General features: G+C 49.8%; 10 protein-coding genes. 7 read left to right on the top strand and 3 right to left on the bottom strand.

Annotated elements, in window-relative coordinates; all coding sequences use genetic code 11:
* The first annotated feature begins 22 nt into the window (after positions 1–22).
* The gene (locus QUA25_RS23465) at positions 23–562 is read left to right on the top strand and encodes a hypothetical protein (RefSeq protein WP_333041539.1); all 540 of its coding nucleotides are present in this window, start codon (positions 23–25) and stop codon (positions 560–562) included.
* A gap of 41 nt (positions 563–603) precedes the next feature.
* Here the strand turns inward: QUA25_RS23465 and QUA25_RS23470 are convergent, their stop codons facing one another.
* Together QUA25_RS23470 and hisD are read right to left on the bottom strand one after the other, a co-directional pair.
* Positions 604–1032 carry a universal stress protein gene (locus QUA25_RS23470; protein WP_333041541.1) on the bottom strand — a complete coding sequence of 143 codons (429 nt, stop codon included), beginning with the start codon at positions 1030–1032 and terminating at the stop codon, positions 604–606.
* A gap of 323 nt (positions 1033–1355) precedes the next feature.
* The gene (hisD, locus tag QUA25_RS23475; RefSeq protein WP_333041543.1) at positions 1356–2669 is read right to left on the bottom strand and encodes a histidinol dehydrogenase; all 1314 of its coding nucleotides are present in this window, start codon (positions 2667–2669) and stop codon (positions 1356–1358) included.
* Positions 2670–3560: 891 nt separating this feature from the next.
* On the opposite strand from hisD, the gene rpsT reads away from it, so the two are divergent.
* From rpsT to QUA25_RS23505, 6 genes are all read left to right on the top strand, one after another.
* Complete coding sequence (gene rpsT / locus QUA25_RS23480) at positions 3561–3863, top strand: 30S ribosomal protein S20 (protein WP_333041544.1); 303 nt, start codon at positions 3561–3563, stop codon at positions 3861–3863.
* A gap of 221 nt (positions 3864–4084) precedes the next feature.
* Positions 4085–4864 carry a TatD family hydrolase gene (locus QUA25_RS23485; RefSeq protein WP_333041545.1) on the top strand — a complete coding sequence of 260 codons (780 nt, stop codon included), beginning with the start codon at positions 4085–4087 and terminating at the stop codon, positions 4862–4864.
* Between the two features lie 602 nt (positions 4865–5466).
* A complete protein-coding gene (rpoB, locus tag QUA25_RS23490; protein ID WP_333041547.1) occupies positions 5467–8853 on the top strand; it encodes a DNA-directed RNA polymerase subunit beta in 3387 nt (1128 codons plus the stop codon).
* 169 nt (positions 8854–9022) lie between these two features.
* Positions 9023–10111: an HNH endonuclease gene (locus QUA25_RS23495; protein ID WP_333041548.1), complete on the top strand. Its 1089-nt coding sequence runs from the start codon at positions 9023–9025 to the stop codon at positions 10109–10111.
* Between the two features lie 84 nt (positions 10112–10195).
* Complete coding sequence (locus tag QUA25_RS23500; RefSeq protein WP_333041549.1) at positions 10196–12070, top strand: DNA-directed RNA polymerase subunit gamma; 1875 nt, start codon at positions 10196–10198, stop codon at positions 12068–12070.
* Between the two features lie 453 nt (positions 12071–12523).
* Entirely contained in the window at positions 12524–16654 is a 4131-nt protein-coding gene (locus QUA25_RS23505) for a DNA-directed RNA polymerase subunit beta'' (protein ID WP_333041550.1), read from the top strand.
* Positions 16655–16963: 309 nt separating this feature from the next.
* On the opposite strand, the gene QUA25_RS23510 is transcribed toward QUA25_RS23505, so the two are convergent.
* The gene (locus QUA25_RS23510; protein WP_006632892.1) at positions 16964–17359 is read right to left on the bottom strand and encodes a response regulator; all 396 of its coding nucleotides are present in this window, start codon (positions 17357–17359) and stop codon (positions 16964–16966) included.
* Positions 17360–18423 lie beyond the last annotated feature (1064 nt).

The following is an 18423-nucleotide window of genomic DNA, read 5'->3' on the forward strand; positions in this document are numbered from 1 at the left end:
TGGCTGGCATACATTCTAACTAATGAGCGCTTATTTTATATTTATATTATACAATCTAGCTGCGTATCAGCTTACCAGCCAACTTGTCACCCCAGAGGGCAGCTATTTAGGGGGACTAATTCACTACCGCGAAACCGACATGAGTAGGTTTTTTGAGATGATTGCCGCTATTGGTAAATATGCTCACCAACAGGGTTATTTCGGCGTTATTGGCTTCGACGTGCTGGAAGACTCTGAGGGACAGTTGTATGCCATTGATGCCAATTTCCGAGTTAATGGTTCGACTCCGCTTTGTGTGCAGCGCCATACCTTACTGGGGCTGGGAAAGGAGGTGGCTCAATATTCCAGTAGCTGGCGAATGGATGGAACTTTGGAATCGATTCTTGTCACGCTGAAATCAGAACTCGATCGCAAGGACTTGATAATTCTGTCAGCTTTAGAGAAGGTTAAATACGGAAAAATCTACACGGAAATTTACGGGATAGTTGCGGGTGAGGATATGAAAGAAATGCAGCACATTGAGGAGAATTTGCACAGTAAGGGATTGCAGCAATTTGGTTAATATCTACTCTACCCATTGCAGCGGTTATGGGGTTTTCCCGCTCATTTAGCGCGCACCACCAACACCGAACAAGGAGCCTCAGCGACAACCTCAGCACTCACCGAACCCTCCAAAATCCGCTTTAAACCAGTCAAACCCCGACAGCCTATCGCAATTAAATCCGCCTTATAAATATTAGCCAAACGCACAATTTCTTCTCCAGGTTGTCCCGAAACAATCTCCAATTCGCTCTGGCAAGGCAACTTTTCCTGATAAGATTGCAGCAACTTCTCTACTTCTCGGTAAGCAATCTCATCTCCCTGAGCGTGAGGTCGATCGACAACCGCGTCAAAATCCGACGTACCAGAACTCACAACATGAACTAGAATCACCTTTGCCGTCGGTTCTAGGTGAAATTGTCCTACAACTTGCAAAACCCGTTCTGCAAGCTCTGAATTGTCGATCGCTACCAAAACAGTATTCAATACCATGCACCTTTAAATCTCAGATATTTAGACTTTAAATATTTCGTTGATTGTCGCCTACTGTCCACAATTTCGCGCTTCCCACCAACATCATTATTACCTACCCAGAAACCCGGTTTCTTAACATAATTGCGTCATTTAAGCAAGATACTTGAAGAAACCGGGTTTCTTAAGCCCGCAGTGCGTAAGTAAGTAGGTGCAAATAAACTGGGCCGCTGGTCACAGAATGTAAAGCTACCATAATCGCAAGAGAATTGCTTCCTTTCATTGCATTTCACTCGCTTTTGACTACCTATGTATTTTGCCGATCATCTACTTAAATCTACCATCTAAAACTCACCCTTTCCCTCATTTTCAGTCCGCAGCCGCACCGAATCAGCGTGAGAAGGAAGCCCCTCTGCTTCCGCCAAAACATTAATCGCCCTACTCACCTTCTTAAGTGCAGCCGGCGAATATTGAATCAAACTCGAATGCTTCATAAAAGTTTCGACACCCAGCGGCGACGCATAGCGCGGAGCCCCAGAAGTCGGCAAAGTATGATTTGGGCCAGCCAAATAATCACCTACAGCTTCCGGCGTCGAGCAGCCCAAGAAAATCGCCCCAGCGTGGCGAATTTGGTCGAGCAAAGCCCAAGGATCTGCAACTTGCAATTCCAAGTGTTCGGGGGCGAACTCGTTAGAGAGTTCCGCCGCCGCTTTGAGCGAGTCAACTACTACGACTAAACCATAGTTGGCGATCGCCTTTTCTGTTAAAGTTCGGCGCGGGTGATTTGCCAACTGTCTGTCTACTTCAGCCACCACTTTCCTAGCCAGCACCGAATCCGCCGTCAGCAAAATTGCCGACGCCATCGAATCGTGCTCAGCTTGAGCCAACATATCCGCAGCCACGTGCACGGGATTCGCCGAACCATCCGCAATAATCAACACTTCCGACGGGCCAGCCAGAGAATCGATCCCCACAGTCCCGTAAACCAGTTTTTTAGCCAGGGTGACGTAAATATTCCCCGGCCCAGTAATTAAATCCACCTTCGGAATAGTTTCCGTACCGTAGGCCAAAGCCGCGATCGCCTGCGCCCCGCCTACCCGATAAATCTCATCAACTCCCGCTTCCTGAGCCGCTACCAGCACCGCAGGATTCATTTTCTTCTCCTGTCCGGGGGGAGTACACATCACCAGTCTCGGCACCTTGGCGACCTTCGCAGGAACCGCATTCATGATCACCGAGCTCGGATAGGACGCCTGACCGCCAGGAATGTAGATTCCCGCTCGATCGACCGGCGTGTAGCGCTTGCCCAAAACAATCTCGTCATCGCCAAACTGCACCCAAGACTTGGGTACGCGCTGTCGGTGAAACGCCTCTACCTGTTTGCAAGCCAGCCGGATGGCATTTAATAATTCTTTCGACACCTGCTGGTAAGCAGCATCCAATTCGGCGCCGCTGACCCGTAAATCTTCCACATTTAGGGTCATGCGGTCAAATTCAGCAGTGTAGTGCAGCACAGCCTGATCGCCTCTGCGCCTTACAGCTTGCAGCACCTCCCGCACGGTGGCTTCTTTGTGAACGACAAGTTCGTCATGGGTGCGATCGCAGATCCGTCGCAGTTCAGCTTGTGCCTCAACCCACTGAGTAATGATTCGCAGCATGGAGATTAGGAATGCCGTCTATAACTTCACTAACATTTGCTTGACAATTGGGGATTTTTGTGGGGTTCTCCTAGAGAAGTAGGCCACCACGAGTCCACAAGCTTAAACCGCGAGAGTCGCGGCATTTTCCAAGGCTTCAGTGCAGCGTTTAAATCTCTGTCGAGGATTTTGCAACACTGAGGACAAGTCACAACCTTCTCTAGGAATTGCCCGCCAGAGAACCGGGTGCGGAGGAAGAGGGTGGGAACGCAGAGGAGAGAGTGTTCGACCCCGATAATATCCGAGAGGGAGAGTGTTCGAGCGGGAGAATTTTGATTCTGCCTTCTACCTTCTACCTTCTGATCCGGCTGTCTTCTACCTTCTACCTTCTACCTTCAGCTTTTTACCTTCTACCTTCGGTAAGTGCTTCTTGCCGAAGCCCAAATAACCCGTATTCTTTGTTATAGCTTAACTTGGATTTTTCAGAGAATTGGATTTTGAGCAAAATAGGTGCTATATTAGTTTTTCCAACACCTGATAATTTTTTTATAAAAAAACGCCAAATTATTGTATACTTGAAAATTGCGCGCAAGAAACCGTGACTTTAACTCGTGACGGTGGAAACACCGCAAAACGCCTCCGTAACACCCGTGTCATACCTTTGGGTCTTGTCAGGGGTAAAAAACAGGCAGTTAAATGAGTCAATAAAAAATTATTGCGCGGGCGTCGCCAAAAAGTAGCCACAGACTCAGCTCAATCTGAGCGAAGGGAGAGTGGCTGTCTCACTCCGCCATTAAAAATCAAGCTTTTTGCGGATAGATCCCAAAAAGGTTGTCCTTCAAAATCCCCGTGTCTTGGGACTGTCTTGAGACTAGGGTGTATCAATGAATACCTACTTCCAGCAACTGAACTATGGCAAATATTAAGTCCGCCGTCAAACGAGTCAAAATCGCCGAACGTAACCGCTTGTACAACAAATCTTACAAGTCAGCGGTCAAAACTTTGATGAAGAAGTATTTCGCTGCCGTAGACAAGTACGCTGCAGCTCCGAGTCCTGAATTAATGCAAGAAGTCCAACAGCGAATGTCTGAGGCCTACAGCAAAATTGACAAAGCTGTCAAAAAAGGTGTACTCCACCGCAACAACGGCGCTCGCAAAAAGTCCCGCTTGGCAAGAACCCTCAAGCCACACGAAGCATCCTCGGTAGCATCTTAAGGAAGCAGAAAGTTCGGCAACGAAGCAGTGTACAAGATTGAAGGGATGGATGTTGAGGGAATAAGTCAAGCGTGAAGAAGTCAAGCGTGAAGAAGGCAGAAGGAAGAAGACGGAAGATTTTTCCCACACACTCTCTGCCACTCCCACTCCCAGACTCTCTCACTCCCCCCTCGCCCTATCCCACCAGGACTCTCCCGTATCACCTCTAATCTGCTTCCCCCATGCAGCTCATCGACACTCACGTTCATATCAACTTTGAGACCTACAAATCTGAGTTAGAAGCCATTCGAGAACGCTGGCGCGAAGCTGGTGTAGTTCGGCTGGTTCATTCTTGTGTAGAGCCAGAAGAGTTTGCCGGCATTCAAGCAATCGCCAACCAGTTTGCAGAAGTGTCCTTTGCGGTTGGACTCCACCCCCTAGATGCCGAGAAGTGGAAAGACGAGACTGCAGGCCAGATTAGGGAATTAGCAAGTTCGGACTCTAGAGTAGTAGCGATCGGCGAAACCGGACTGGACTTTTATAAAGCTGACGATCGAGAACACCAGTTTAAAGTGTTTGAGGCCCAGCTTGAAATCGCCCAGGAACTTGACAAACCAGTCATTATCCACTGTCGCGACGCCGCCGCCCCAATGGCCGAAATGCTGAGGAACTTTTGGCAAACACGCGGGCCAGTGCGCGGGGTCATGCACTGCTGGGGAGGCACACCCGAAGAAACCCAGTGGTTTTTAGACCTAGGTTTCTACATCAGTTTTAGCGGAACAGTCACCTTTAAAAAAGCCTTGCAAATACAAGAATCAGCTTGTATGGTAAATAGCGATCGCATCCTAGTCGAGACAGATTGCCCTTTTCTCGCCCCCGTACCCCAGCGGGGAAAACGCAACGAACCAGCCTACGTCTACTACGTAGCCGAGCAAGTTGCTAAATTGAGAGGAGTTTCTCTCTTAACTTTGTCCCAGCAGACAACCGAAAATGCCTGTCAGCTATTCGGCTTTTCAGTTTAGTTATAGCAGAACAGAGAAACGAGGAAAACAGGTCGATTTAGGAGCCAGCGATCGGGACAATCTCATTTATATCCTGCCAGAAAAACCGGATTCATCCTTTATTGGAGATTCTTTTGGCGTTGCCTGTTGCGATCGGATTTGCGTCCTATAATAAAAAGAACCGACCGATCGGGCGTTGGCTGAGTATCCGATCCTGCGATGTCGCCCGGAAACTGCCAACACAACGCGAGTACGCTAACCTTCAGGATCGGTCACAACTTCACGCAATACCTCAAACTTACACACTCAAACTTACACATCAGAAGAAACTTGGAACCTCAGCAATTTGGCAATAGCTGTCAAGTCAATTTTAGGAGTCAAAAGTGTAGGGGATTTACCCAGGAAAACCACGATATCGGAGCTAAAAGCATCGGGATCGAAACCAAAATCCGCACAAAAATACTGCGAGCGCACCGCAAAAATAACCGTTGCAGCAGTTGGTAGGCGATCGAAAACATCATATAAATTCTCTCACACAATCAATCAAAAAAACGCAACAAGGTAAAAAAGCCCAGCCTTGGCGCCATGTAAAAAGCTAGAGCCACTGCGGAAAAAGGACCCCCATGACCACTAAAGATTACACAGAATTCGCCTTCACCTTGCCCGACCTGATCGAAATCCAGCGGGCAAGTTTCCGCTGGTTCCTAGAAGCCGGACTGATCGAAGAACTCGACAGCTTCTCCCCGATAACAGACTACACGGGCAAGCTGGAACTCCACTTCATGGGCAAAGACTTCAAACTCAAGCGCCCCAAATATGATGTGGACGAAGCCAAGCGCAGGGACAGCACCTACTCGGTACAAATGTACGTCCCCACCCGCCTGATTAACAAAGAAACAGGAGAAATCAAAGAACAAGAAGTCTTCATCGGCGACTTGCCCTTGATGACCGAGCGCGGCACTTTCATCATCAACGGCGCGGAACGGGTGATTGTAAACCAAATCGTGCGTTCCCCAGGCGTCTACTACAAATCGGAAACCGACAAAAACGGTCGCCGTTCCTACAACGCCTCGCTCATCCCCAACCGAGGCGCTTGGCTGAAATTTGAAACAGACAAAAACGATTTAGTCTGGGTCAGAATCGACAAAACCCGCAAACTATCGGCTCAGGTGCTGCTCAAAGCCCTCGGACTCACAGACGGCGAAATCTACGACTCCCTGCGCCACCCGGAATACTTCCAAAAAACGATCGAGAAAGAAGGACAATTCGGCGAAGAAGAAGCTTTGATGGAGCTCTACCGCAAACTCCGTCCAGGGGAACCCCCCACCGTAGCGGGCGGCGAACAGCTCCTCAACTCGCGCTTTTTCGACCCCAAACGCTACGATTTGGGCCGAGTCGGCCGCTACAAACTCAACAAAAAATTGCGCTTGACAGTCCCCGATACGATGCGGGTGCTGACATCGCAAGATATCTTGACGGCGATCGACTACTTAATTAACCTCGAATTCGACATCGGCTCCACCGACGACATCGACCACTTAGGCAACCGTCGCGTCCGCAGTGTCGGAGAACTGCTGCAAAACCAAGTCCGAGTCGGACTCAACCGCTTAGAACGGATCATCCGCGAAAGAATGACCGTCTCGGATGCCGACTCCCTAAGCCCCGCTTCTCTGGTCAACCCCAAACCGCTGGTAGCAGCGATCAAGGAATTCTTCGGTTCCTCCCAGCTATCGCAGTTCATGGATCAAACCAACCCTCTGGCAGAACTGACTCACAAACGTCGGCTTTCCGCCTTGGGTCCAGGAGGTCTGACTCGGGAACGCGCCGGGTTTGCAGTGCGGGACATTCACCCGTCCCACTACGGCCGGATTTGCCCGATCGAAACACCAGAAGGCCCCAACGCCGGTCTGATCGGTTCCTTGGCAACTCACGCCCGCGTCAACCCCTACGGCTTTATTGAAACTCCTTTTTATCCAGTAGAAAAAGGACGGGTGCTGCGCGACAAAGCGCCTGTTTACATGACAGCCGACGAAGAAGACGATTTGCGCGTCGCCCCCGGAGACATCAGCCTCGACGAAAACAACAACCTCTTGGGCGAAACCGTAGCCGTCCGCTACCGCCAAGAATTTACTACCACCACGCCGATGCAGGTGGACTACATGGCGATTTCGCCCGTGCAAATCGTCTCCGTAGCGACATCGCTGATTCCGTTCTTGGAACACGACGACGCCAACCGAGCTCTGATGGGATCGAATATGCAGCGGCAAGCTGTGCCGCTACTGAAACCAGAACGGCCGCTAGTCGGTACGGGATTGGAAGCTCAGGCGGCGCGAGATTCGGGGATGGTTGTGGTTTCCCGGATTGACGGCGAGGTGATTTACATCGACGCTACCCGGATTATTGTCAAACCCCTAGCTGTAGATGCCGAATCGAATTCCAGCGAAGAACATTTCCTGATTAAGGAATACGACGATCTCAAAGTCAAACAGCCCTCGGTTTGGAAGCAAAAATATGCTGGCTGCATCGAACACGAACTGCAAAAATATCAGCGTTCTAACCAAGATACTTGTTTAAACCAGCGTCCGCTGATTTATGAGGGCGATCGAGTCGTAGCAGGTCAAGTTCTCGCTGACGGTTCCTCCACCGAAGGGGCAGAACTCGCTCTGGGTCACAATATCCTCGTAGCTTATATGCCTTGGGAAGGCTACAACTACGAAGACGCGATGCTAATTAGCGAGCGTTTGGTGTACGAAGATGTCTACACTTCGATCCACATTGAAAAATACGAAATCGAAGCCCGCCAAACCAAACTCGGCCCCGAAGAAATCACCCGCGAAATTCCTAACGTCGGCGAAGACGCGCTGCGCCAGCTAGACGAACAGGGCATTATCCGCAAAGGTGCCTGGGTAGAAGCCAGCGACATCCTAGTCGGCAAAGTCACCCCCAAGGGCGAATCCGACCAACCGCCGGAAGAAAAACTGCTGAGGGCAATCTTCGGCGAAAAAGCCCGCGACGTGCGCGACAATTCCCTCCGCGTCCCTAACGGCGAAAAAGGCCGCGTGGTTGACGTGCGGGTGTTTACCCGCGAACAGGGCGACGAACTGCCTCCTGGCGCCAACATGGTCGTCCGCGTCTATGTAGCTCAAAAGCGGAAGATTCAAGTCGGCGACAAAATGGCCGGCCGCCACGGGAATAAGGGTATTGTGTCCCGGATTCTGCCGATGGAGGATATGCCTTATTTGCCCGACGGGACTCCGGTTGACATAGTGCTCAATCCCTTGGGCGTACCGTCGCGGATGAACGTGGGTCAGATTTTTGAGTGCTTGCTGGGATGGGCCGGCGAAAATCTGTCGATGCGGTTCAAGATGGTGCCTTTTGATGAAATGCACGGCGCTGAAAAGTCGCGGGAAACCGTACACGGCAAGTTACAGGAGGCGCGCGAAAAAACCGGCAAGCCTTGGGTGTTTAATGAAAAGCACCCCGGCAAGACTATTGTCTACGATGGCCGAACTGGTGAACCGTTCGATCGCCCGATCACAGTCGGCATCGCCTATATGCTGAAGCTGGTTCACTTGGTAGACGATAAGATCCACGCCCGCAGCACAGGCCCTTACTCGCTGGTAACGCAGCAGCCTTTGGGCGGCAAAGCGCAGCAGGGGGGTCAGCGGTTCGGAGAAATGGAAGTCTGGGCTCTGGAAGCGTTCGGCGCAGCTTATACTTTGCAAGAGTTGCTTACTGTCAAGTCGGACGATATGCAGGGACGGAATGAAGCGCTGAATGCGATCGTCAAAGGCAAAGCTATTCCGCGCCCCGGTACGCCGGAATCTTTCAAGGTGCTGATGCGGGAGTTGCAGTCTTTGTGCTTGGATATTGCCGTGCACAAGGTGAATACGTCCGACGAGGGCAGCGAGCACGTTGAGGTGGATTTGATGGCAGATGCTGGGGGCAAGCGATCGCCCTCCCGGCCTACTTACGAATCGCTTTCTCGTGACGAACTTGACGAAGATTAGGGATTTTAGATTTTAGATTTTAGATTTTAGATTGAAGAATTGTTTGACAGCATTCAATCTTACATCTCACATCTAAAATCTAAAATCGAGAAGTGCCAATTAAAATGCCTCAGCAGTGGTACGAACACTGGTGAGGCGAATCAACGCTCTTAAGAGGAGAGACGCTGACATGACTATTGTAACAGTTGTCCCAGGAATAGAAGGAGAAGTTGACCTGAAGACTGGCTGTATTAACTGGCAAGGGAGCAAGTTTGGCAACGGTTACGGGCGCAAGTGGCTAGATGGCAAAACGGTATTAGTCCACCGATTAGTCCTCGAATCAAAAATAGCAGGATTCCTTGGTTCCGGTTATTTTGCTTGCCACACCTGTGACAATCGAAGCTGCATCAACCCAGCACATCTCGTAGCGGGAACTGCGGCTGAAAATACCGGGCAGATGATTGGGCGCGATCGCAAAACTCCCAGACGGAAAAGTATTCCGGGTATTGGCATATTGTCGATCAAACAACTCCGGGAAATTCAGACTAAATATTTATCTGGAACAGTCAAAAACCACCTAGCAAAAGAGTATGGATTACAACATGAAACTATTACTAAGATACTTCAGACAAATATTCCCGATAACTTCACTACAGTTTTGCCCGGTTTTTTAGGAGAAATTCAAGACAACGGCTGCATCATTTTTCAAGGCTCAAAGGACGGTCAAGGCTATGGCAGATACTGGAAAAATGGGAAATCGAAATCAGTTACTCGTGCTGTTTTAGCTGAGAAATTAGGATGTGAAATTCCGACTTCGATAGATGCTTGTCATACCTGCGACAATCCCAGTTGTATTAATCCAGAACACCTTTGGGGTGGTACTCGCACTCAAAATTCATTAGATGCTTCTAAGAAAGGACGCACTCAAGGCAAAAGTCATCCCCTTTCCAAGGCAAAATTAGACTGGGAAAAGGTACGAGAAATTCGGCAAAAACTAGCCGCAGGAGAGAGAGTGAAGGATGTAGCTCAGGAATATGGTGTGGGTCGCAAAACCATACATGATATTAAGTATCACGTCACTTGGAAGGAAGAAGGCCAAGAGGTTCCAGTTCCTCGCATGGGTGGATACCTCGATCGGAAATTGACTTTCGAGCAAGCTCTTGAGGTACGAAAAAGGATTAGAGATAGAGAATCAATCTCTAAAATAGCTGATGACTTAAGAGTCTCCTCAAGTGTCATCTATGATATTAAAAACAATATCACATATAAAGGAGTATAAGATTGATTTAAGCAGTAAAAAAAGCACAGAAAAAAGAGAAAGCACCACAAATAATCTACTGTAAATTATCAATTGGAGTCAAGAATGGCTAAAATAGAACAACGCTTTGATTACGTCAAGATCGGGTTAGCTTCACCAGAAAGAATTCGACAGTGGGGAGAGAGGACTTTACCCAACGGTCAGATAACTGGAGAAGTGACGAAGCCCGAAACAATAAATTATAGGACTTTGAAACCGGAAATGGATGGCTTGTTTTGCGAGCGCATTTTTGGGCCTGCAAAAGATTGGGAATGTCATTGTGGGAAGTACAAACGAGTTCGCCATAGAGGCATTGTTTGCGAAAGATGCGGTGTTGAAGTCACTGAATCTCGCGTCCGCCGTCACCGGATGGGATTTATCAAATTAGCAGCTCCAGTAGCTCACGTTTGGTATCTCAAAGGCATCCCGAGTTACATGGCAATTCTGTTAGATATGCCGCTGCGAGATGTCGAACAAATCGTCTATTTCAACGCCTATGTTGTCCTCAATCCCGGTAATGCCGAAAAACTTCAATACAAGCAATTGCTCACCGAAGATGCTTGGCTGGAAATAGAAGACGAACTTTACAGCGAAGATTCCACACTCACAGGTGTAGAAGTAGGCATAGGTGCTGAAGCTTTGCAAGTTTTGCTGCAAAATATTCCGTTAGAAAGTGAAGCGGAAAAGTTGCGGGAAGATATTGCCAATGCTAAAGGTCAAAAACGGGCGAAGTTAATTAAACGCTTGCGGGTAATTGACAACTTCATCGCTACGGGATCTCAACCCGATTGGATGGTACTCAATGTGATTCCGGTGATTCCCCCCGACTTGCGGCCGATGGTGCAGCTAGACGGCGGGCGTTTTGCAACGAGCGACCTCAACGACCTCTACCGAAGAGTAATCAACCGCAATAACCGCTTGGCTAGACTCCAAGAAATTCTGGCGCCGGAGATTATCATCCGCAACGAAAAGCGGATGCTGCAAGAAGCTGTGGATGCGCTGATTGACAACGGTCGCCGGGGTCGGACAGTGGTGGGCGCAAACAACCGCCCGCTGAAGTCGCTGTCGGACATCATTGAAGGGAAACAAGGTCGCTTCCGGCAAAACTTGCTGGGGAAACGGGTTGACTACTCCGGGCGATCGGTGATTGTGGTGGGGCCGAAACTGAAGATTCATCAGTGCGGTTTGCCGAGGGAAATGGCGATCGAACTTTTCCAGCCTTTCGTCATCCACCGCCTGATCCGCCAAGGATTGGTCAACAACATCAAAGCTGCCAAAAAACTGATTCAGCGCAACGATCCCAGCGTTTGGGACGTGCTTCAGGAGGTGATTGAAGGACACCCGGTAATGCTAAACCGGGCGCCCACTCTCCACCGTTTGGGGATTCAAGCCTTTGAGCCGATTTTGGTGGACGGGAGGGCGATTCAGCTTCACCCGCTAGTCTGTCCTGCTTTTAACGCTGACTTTGACGGCGACCAAATGGCCGTGCACGTGCCGTTGTCTCTGGAATCTCAGGCGGAAGCGCGCTTGCTGATGCTGGCTTCTAACAACATTATGTCGCCGGCAACCGGAAGACCGATCGTTACTCCTTCTCAAGATATGGTGCTCGGTTGCTATTACTTGACAGCCGAAAATCCTGACGCTCAAAAAGGAGCCGGTCACTATTTTTCCAACCTTACCGACGCGGTTGTAGCTTACGAACAAGGAATCGTTGACTTGCACTCTTATGTGTGGGTGAGATTTCAAGGCGCCATAGAAAACACTGAACCCGAAGGAGAACCGCTGAAGGTGGAACGCTCTACCGACGGTATCGTGACGAAAGAATACAAGTTCCGCCGGGTTCGGGAAGACGGAGACGGCAAGGTGATCAATCAATTCATTCGCACTACTCCGGGCAGGATTATCTATCACCAAACCATCGAATCGGTAATTAACAATTAGAAATGGGTAAAGGGTAAGAGGTAAGGGATAAGAGGTAACGGGTAAGGGGTAATGGGTAATAACTGACAAATAATCGCTAACAAATAATAGTGATTGAAACCAGAAATTTTACCCATTACTACTTACAAATACTTTCAGCGACGCGGTGACTGAGCAAAGTCTAAGGGTAGAAAAAGTTACCAATTACCAATTAAGTAGGTAGGTGCAAATAAACTTTATTATGGGAAGGGCAGGTGAGTGCATTTATCTCCTAGCTTAGCTCGGTTACTTATACGCTAAACCAGCCCCTACAAAATGCTTGTTGTTTTTTCCCGCCACTCTACTTATCAATTACCAATTACCAATTATCAATTACCAATACTTCGGCTACGCGGTTCCTGAACCATTGGGCTTCGCTCAAGAGAACCGAAGTCGAAGGGCAGTAAAAGTTACCAATTACCACTACTCAGAAAAATGACAGAAAATAAGGAAATTGTTTTTCGCAATCGAGTTGTTGACAAAGGTCAGCTCAAAAAATTAATCTCTTGGTCCTTCATGCACTACGGAACGGCCCGTACAGCGCAAATGGCCGATAAACTCAAAGACTTGGGTTTCCGCTTTGCGACACGAGCGGGAGTTTCGATTAGCGTAGACGACCTGCAAGTGCCCCCGTCAAAACGATCGCTCCTCGATGCAGCCGAAGAAGAAATCCGCATCACCGAACAAAAATACACCAGAGGTGAAATCACCGAAGTCGAACGCTTCCAAAAAGTAATCGATACCTGGAACAGCACATCAGAAGACCTCAAAGACGAAGTAGTCAAAAACTTCCGAGCCACAGACCCCCTAAACTCGGTCTACATGATGGCATTCTCCGGGGCGCGGGGAAACATTTCTCAAGTGCGGCAGCTAGTCGGAATGCGCGGATTGATGGCTGACCCCCAAGGCGAAATCATCGACTTGCCAATTAAAACCAACTTCCGCGAGGGACTCACCGTTACCGAATACATCATCTCTTCCTACGGCGCGCGCAAAGGCTTGGTAGATACAGCGTTGCGGACGGCAGACTCTGGCTATTTGACTCGCCGTTTGGTGGATGTGTCCCAAGACGTAATTGTGCGGGAAGTGGACTGCGGCACTCAGCGGGGAATTCGAGTACGGCCGATGACGGACGGAGCAACAGTGCTGATTCCCCTCAAAGACAGGCTGCTAGGGCGGGTGTTCGCCAAAGATGTGGTGCACCCCAAAACCGGGGAAATCGTGTCTTACGGCAGCGAAAAAGCCGTCCGAAATCAGCCAATTACCGAGGAGTTGGCGACGGAAATTGGTAATTCAGGGGTGCCAGAGGTGTATTTACGATCGCCCCTGACTTGTGAATCTACCCGATCGGTTTGCCAGCACTGCTACGGCTGGAGTCTCGCCCACTTGAAAATGGTGGACATGGGAGAAGCGATCGGGATTATTGCAGCTCAGTCGATCGGGGAACCGGGAACCCAGCTCACCATGCGTACCTTCCACACCGGCGGCGTATTCACTGGAGAAGTCGCGAAACAAGAACGCGCACCCTTCCCCGGCGTAGTGAAATTCAAGAACTTGCGTACTCGCTCGTTCCGCACCAGACACGGCGAAGAAGCACTGGTGGCAGAAAACAACGGCAAACTTGTATTTGAGGGCGACGGATTTGAAGAAGGGAAATCCGGCGCCAAAAATCAAAAACTGAAAATCGAATTGGCGATCGTCCAGGGCTCTACTCTGATGGTCAAAGACGGACAGCGCGCCATTCCCGGTCAAGTTTTGGCAGAAGTGCCGATCCTCGGTCGCGCCGCCCGCAAAACTACGGAAAAAGTGACTACAGACGTGGCTTCCGACTTAGCCGGAGAAGCCAAATTTGCTGATTTGGTGCCTGAAGAAAAAACCGACCGCCAAGGGAACACCACCCGCACAGCCAGCAAAGGCGGGCTGATTTGGATTCTCTCAGGAGAGGTCTACAACTTGCCCCCAGGCGCCGAACCTGCAGTGAAAAATGGCGATCGCATTCCGGCCGAAAGCGTGATTGCCGAAACTAAACTCGTCTCCGAACACGGCGGCGTAGTCCGCATCGCTGACCCCAGAGAAATCGAAATTATCACCGCCCAAGTCCTGCTCGACCAAGCAGTTGTGCGGGCAGAAAGCGCAGGCGGCCGCGACCACTACACGATCGAAACATCTTCTAAGCAGCGGTTTTCCCTGAAGACGGCTCCTGGGAGCAAAGTGATTAACGGGGAAGTCGTCGCCGAACTGCTCGACGACAGCTACCGCACAGCTACAGGGGGTATTGTCAAGTATGGGGGGGTGGAAGTCCACAAGCGCGGCAAAGCTAAACTTGGCTACGAAGTCGTTAAAGGCGGCACTCTGCTCTGGATACCGGAAGAGTGCCACGAGGTAAATAAAGATATTTCATTGCTGCTGGTGGAAGACGGCCAGTACGTTGAGGCCGGTACAGAAGTCGTTAAGGATATTTTCTGCCAAACCAGCGGGGCAGTGGAAATCACTCAGAAAAATGACATCCTTCGGGAAATTGTGATCAAACCGGGCACACTCCATGTAGTTGACCGCCCGCCGCTAACATTTGGGGAAGGTCAAATCGTCAACGCCGGTGAAGAAATTTTCCCAGGCTTGGTTGCCGAAGAGTTGGGCTATGCGGAGTATATCGAAACTCCCGAAGGCCCGGCTTTGCTGCTGCGGCCTGTGGTGGAGTTTCCGGTGCCGGATAAGCCACCTGTGCCTTCTCAGACGGCGCTGAATGAGTCGATCTCTTTGAAAGCGGTGCAGCGACTTCCTTATAAGGATGGGGAGCGCGTCAAGTCTGTCGAGGGATTGGAACTGCTGCGGACTCAGCTTATCTTGGAAATTGGTTCGGGAGCTCCGCAACTGGCGGCGGATATCGAGCTGTTGCCGGATGAGGAAGATGCTACGGCTTTTGGGGCGGACGGTTCGGGACCGGCTTGGGGTTCGCCTGAAGACGGTACGGAGTCGCAAGAGTTGGCGATGGCTGTCAGCGATGGGGGCGATCGAGCTTCCAAGACTTTCCGCTTGCAGCTAGTCATTTTGGAATCGCTGGTGATTCGGCGGGATGTGTCTGCAGATCCGACTCAGGGCAGCACTCACACGCGGCTGTTGGTCGAAGATGGGCAGTCGATCGCGCCCGGGGCAGTAGTCGCCCGCACCGAGATTCTCTGCAAAGAAGCGGGTATCGTTCGGGGCATCCGCGAGGGGCAGGGCGAACCAGTACGCCGACTGTTGGTGATGCGAGATGCGGATTCTATTTCGATCTCTGTGGCGGGTACGCCGGATGTGAGTCCGGGTCAACTGCTGGTTGCTGGTACCGAAATAGCTCCGGGGGTTGTTCTCGAAGAGTCCGGCCAAGTTGTGAAGGTTGTACCTGCGTCTGAGACAGAATCGGCGAAACTCTTGCTCCGGGTGGCTCGTCCTTACCGGGTTTCGGCTGGTGCGGTGCTGCACGTAGACGACGGCGATTTGGTGCAGCGGGGTGACAATTTGGTGATTCTGGTCTTTGAGCGGGCAAAGACTGGGGATATCATTCAGGGTTTGCCACGGATTGAGGAACTTCTTGAAGGGCGGAAGCCGAAGGAAGCTTGTATTTTAGCCAAGCGGCCGGGGACGGCTCGCGTGGTTACGGATGACGATGTTGTGGAACTTGCGGTGATTGAGGATGATGGCCGGATTGAGGAGTATCCTTTGTTGCCTGGTCAAAACCCGATCGTTTCCGACGGACAGCGCGTAGGCGTCGCCGAAGCTTTGACCGACGGGCCTGCTAACCCTCACGAAATTCTGGAGGTGTTCTTCCACGTGCTCAAGGAGCGGCAGTCTACTTTTGAGGCTGCCTTGGAGAGTTTCCAACAGGTGCAGACGTTTTTGGTGAATGAGGTGCAGTCGGTTTATCAGTCTCAGGGCGTGGATATTTCCGACAAGCACATCGAGGTGATTGTTCGCCAGATGACCAACAAAGTCAGGATGGAAGATGGCGGCGATACTACTATGCTCCCCGGTGAGTTGGTAGAATTGCGGCAGGTTGAGCAGGTGAATGAGGCGATGTCAATTACTGGTGGAGCGCCGGCGGATTATACTCCGGTGTTGCTGGGGATTACTAAGGCTTCGCTGAATACTGATAGCTTTATTTCTGCTGCTTCGTTCCAGGAGACTACGCGGGTGTTGACTGAGGCTGCGATCGAAGGTAAGTCTGACTGGCTGCGCGGGCTGAAGGAAAATGTGATTATCGGCCGCCTGATTCCTGCGGGTACTGGGTTCAATGCCTATGAGGATGCTGGGGTTCAGGATGCGGGTTTTGATGGTGCTGTGTTTGATGACGACATCCACGATTTACAGGAGGATGTGGTACTTGATGACCGTACTGCGCGTCGCGCGTATACGATCGAGAGCGGTTTTGAGATCGGGCGCGGGTCTGATCTTGAGGCTGATGAGGATTTTGAGGAAGTTGAGGTTGATGAGGACGAGTTTGTCGCTGAGACTGATGATGACGCCTTGGGACCTGATGTTGACGATGATGATGATATCGGTTTTGACTTCGATGAGGACGAAGACTAATCATAGTTTTGAGATTGCATGAATGAGTGAACAGCGTTGCGCTCGCTGAGGATAATTTGGTTCCACGGGCGCCGCACACTCCGATTTCATGAGTTGAAAAAACTCAAATTTTTCCTCACAAATTACAAGTCCGAACTCATCGCATGGTGCGATGGGACATCGAAAGGAAGAAGGAAGAAGGAAGATTCAGAGTTTAAGCAAACTTTGTAATTCTAGAGTTTTAATGGTTTGTTGGTTCAAACAAACAATTCTTTCTTCCTTCTTCCTTTTTCCTTCTTCCTTCTTATTCCTTCTGCATATATGGTTCACTCAATCAGGCAGCAAAGCCTTGATTTGATTAACAAACTCTTGATGGTCTACCACAGGTTTAGAGATGTAACCGTCGGCACCGCTTTGATCCAGAAATGTTTCTTTATCACCAGCCATCGCGTGAGCAGTCACCAAAATAATCGGCAGCGATGCCGTTTGCGGGTCAGCTTTGAGCAGTTGAGTAATCTTAATGCCGTCCACAGATTTGCCCTGGTACACGCTGCGGGAAAGAGACACATCCATTAAAATCAAATCAGCTTCGCCGTTGGCAGCAATCTGCATCACCTCTTCAACATTTTCCGTGTGCTTCACGGCTAAGCCCCCCCGCTTAGTCAGAATTTTGGAAAAAACCCGAGCATTAACCAAATCGTCCTCTACAATCAGAACGGTTTTCATAAATAAATATGGGAAGTATAGAAACTTTGTGACTTTAGTCCAAAGAGGAACACGACACGGGGAGTACATTCCCCGTCAAAAATGCAGAGTTTTTAGCGCCATTAGCCGGGAACCCTGCAAAACCCGTATGTATATCCTTGAGCCACTAGCTGTGAGAGGGTTTACAGATGCCGAGAAGCATCCAGTACCATCATTTAGACTACTACACACAGACAGTTTAGTTGTTTTTTCTAACTAGACCTGGCACTGGTGAGAGCCTCAAGATTCTCAGGTAGCAGGTTTCTAGTACAATCCTGGACGCAGGGACGACGCCTCGGAACCCGGTTTTTGCTCGTTTCGGCCGGCTATAACGAACTATTGTTATGAAAAAACCCGGTTTCTGACTACCCGTGCGTCCTGGACTTATAGTATCCTCTCTTTCGGTCAAGCCTCCGGCTTCTACCATTTTAAATTTTAGATTTTAGATTTTAGATGGGAACTGATTGACTGGATATCAGTTTGGATCACGGGCCTACAGTTGCATTATTTTTTGAACTGATATTAGATTCTGGAATGTGTGATAATTATTTTCCTTCTTCCTCATTAGAATCAAGCCATGTTTATTCACATAATCCCGTCGCCACAGCATTCGGAGTAGCGAATTGAGCGGGGATTGGCGGGGATTGTTGGAGATTCCTAATTCTCAGTTTTAACCCCTCAAAACGGCTTAAAATATTGACGCTTCCGTTCATCAAGGGGATGTCAGACTAAGAGATATCGCCAGGAGAGCTTTTGACTGATGAATTCATCAATATCGGCATTTTTGACACTCTCAGCGAGTCACGGCCACGCTCTATGGTTGAATAAGACCAAAACTTGGACTTCATTCATAGTCCAGACGCCTCTACACGATCAGAACAAGTACCAGTACCAGAGGTATTCCAATTCCGCTTACTTTTCTTTTTTAAGACTTTCTGAGTCCATCACGCTTGGCAAAATACGGTAAGCTCGATCGTCTACCATTGCTGCTTGATCCACGCTACGACTGTACTGAGACGAGATCAATCTGGGGTTTCTCCTGAATA

It is taken from the genome of Microcoleus sp. Pol17C6 (assembly GCF_036701145.1).
Lineage (GTDB): Bacteria > Cyanobacteriota > Cyanobacteriia > Cyanobacteriales > Microcoleaceae > Microcoleus.

Bases quoted from the DNA above. Each gene is read 5' to 3' on its own strand.
- QUA25_RS23465 (WP_333041539.1), top strand. From the start codon at position 23: ATGAGCGCTTATTTTATATTTATATTATACAATCTAGCTGCGTATCAG.
- QUA25_RS23510 (WP_006632892.1), bottom strand. From the start codon at position 17,359: ATGAAAACCGTTCTGATTGTAGAGGACGATTTGGTTAATGCTCGGGTT.
- QUA25_RS23495 (WP_333041548.1), top strand. From the start codon at position 9,023: ATGACTATTGTAACAGTTGTCCCAGGAATAGAAGGAGAAGTTGACCTG.
- rpsT (WP_333041544.1), top strand. From the start codon at position 3,561: ATGGCAAATATTAAGTCCGCCGTCAAACGAGTCAAAATCGCCGAACGT.
- rpoB (WP_333041547.1), top strand. From the start codon at position 5,467: ATGACCACTAAAGATTACACAGAATTCGCCTTCACCTTGCCCGACCTG.
- QUA25_RS23505 (WP_333041550.1), top strand. From the start codon at position 12,524: ATGACAGAAAATAAGGAAATTGTTTTTCGCAATCGAGTTGTTGACAAA.
- QUA25_RS23470 (WP_333041541.1), bottom strand. From the start codon at position 1,032: ATGGTATTGAATACTGTTTTGGTAGCGATCGACAATTCAGAGCTTGCA.
- QUA25_RS23485 (WP_333041545.1), top strand. From the start codon at position 4,085: ATGCAGCTCATCGACACTCACGTTCATATCAACTTTGAGACCTACAAA.
- hisD (WP_333041543.1), bottom strand. From the start codon at position 2,669: ATGCTGCGAATCATTACTCAGTGGGTTGAGGCACAAGCTGAACTGCGA.
- QUA25_RS23500 (WP_333041549.1), top strand. From the start codon at position 10,196: ATGGCTAAAATAGAACAACGCTTTGATTACGTCAAGATCGGGTTAGCT.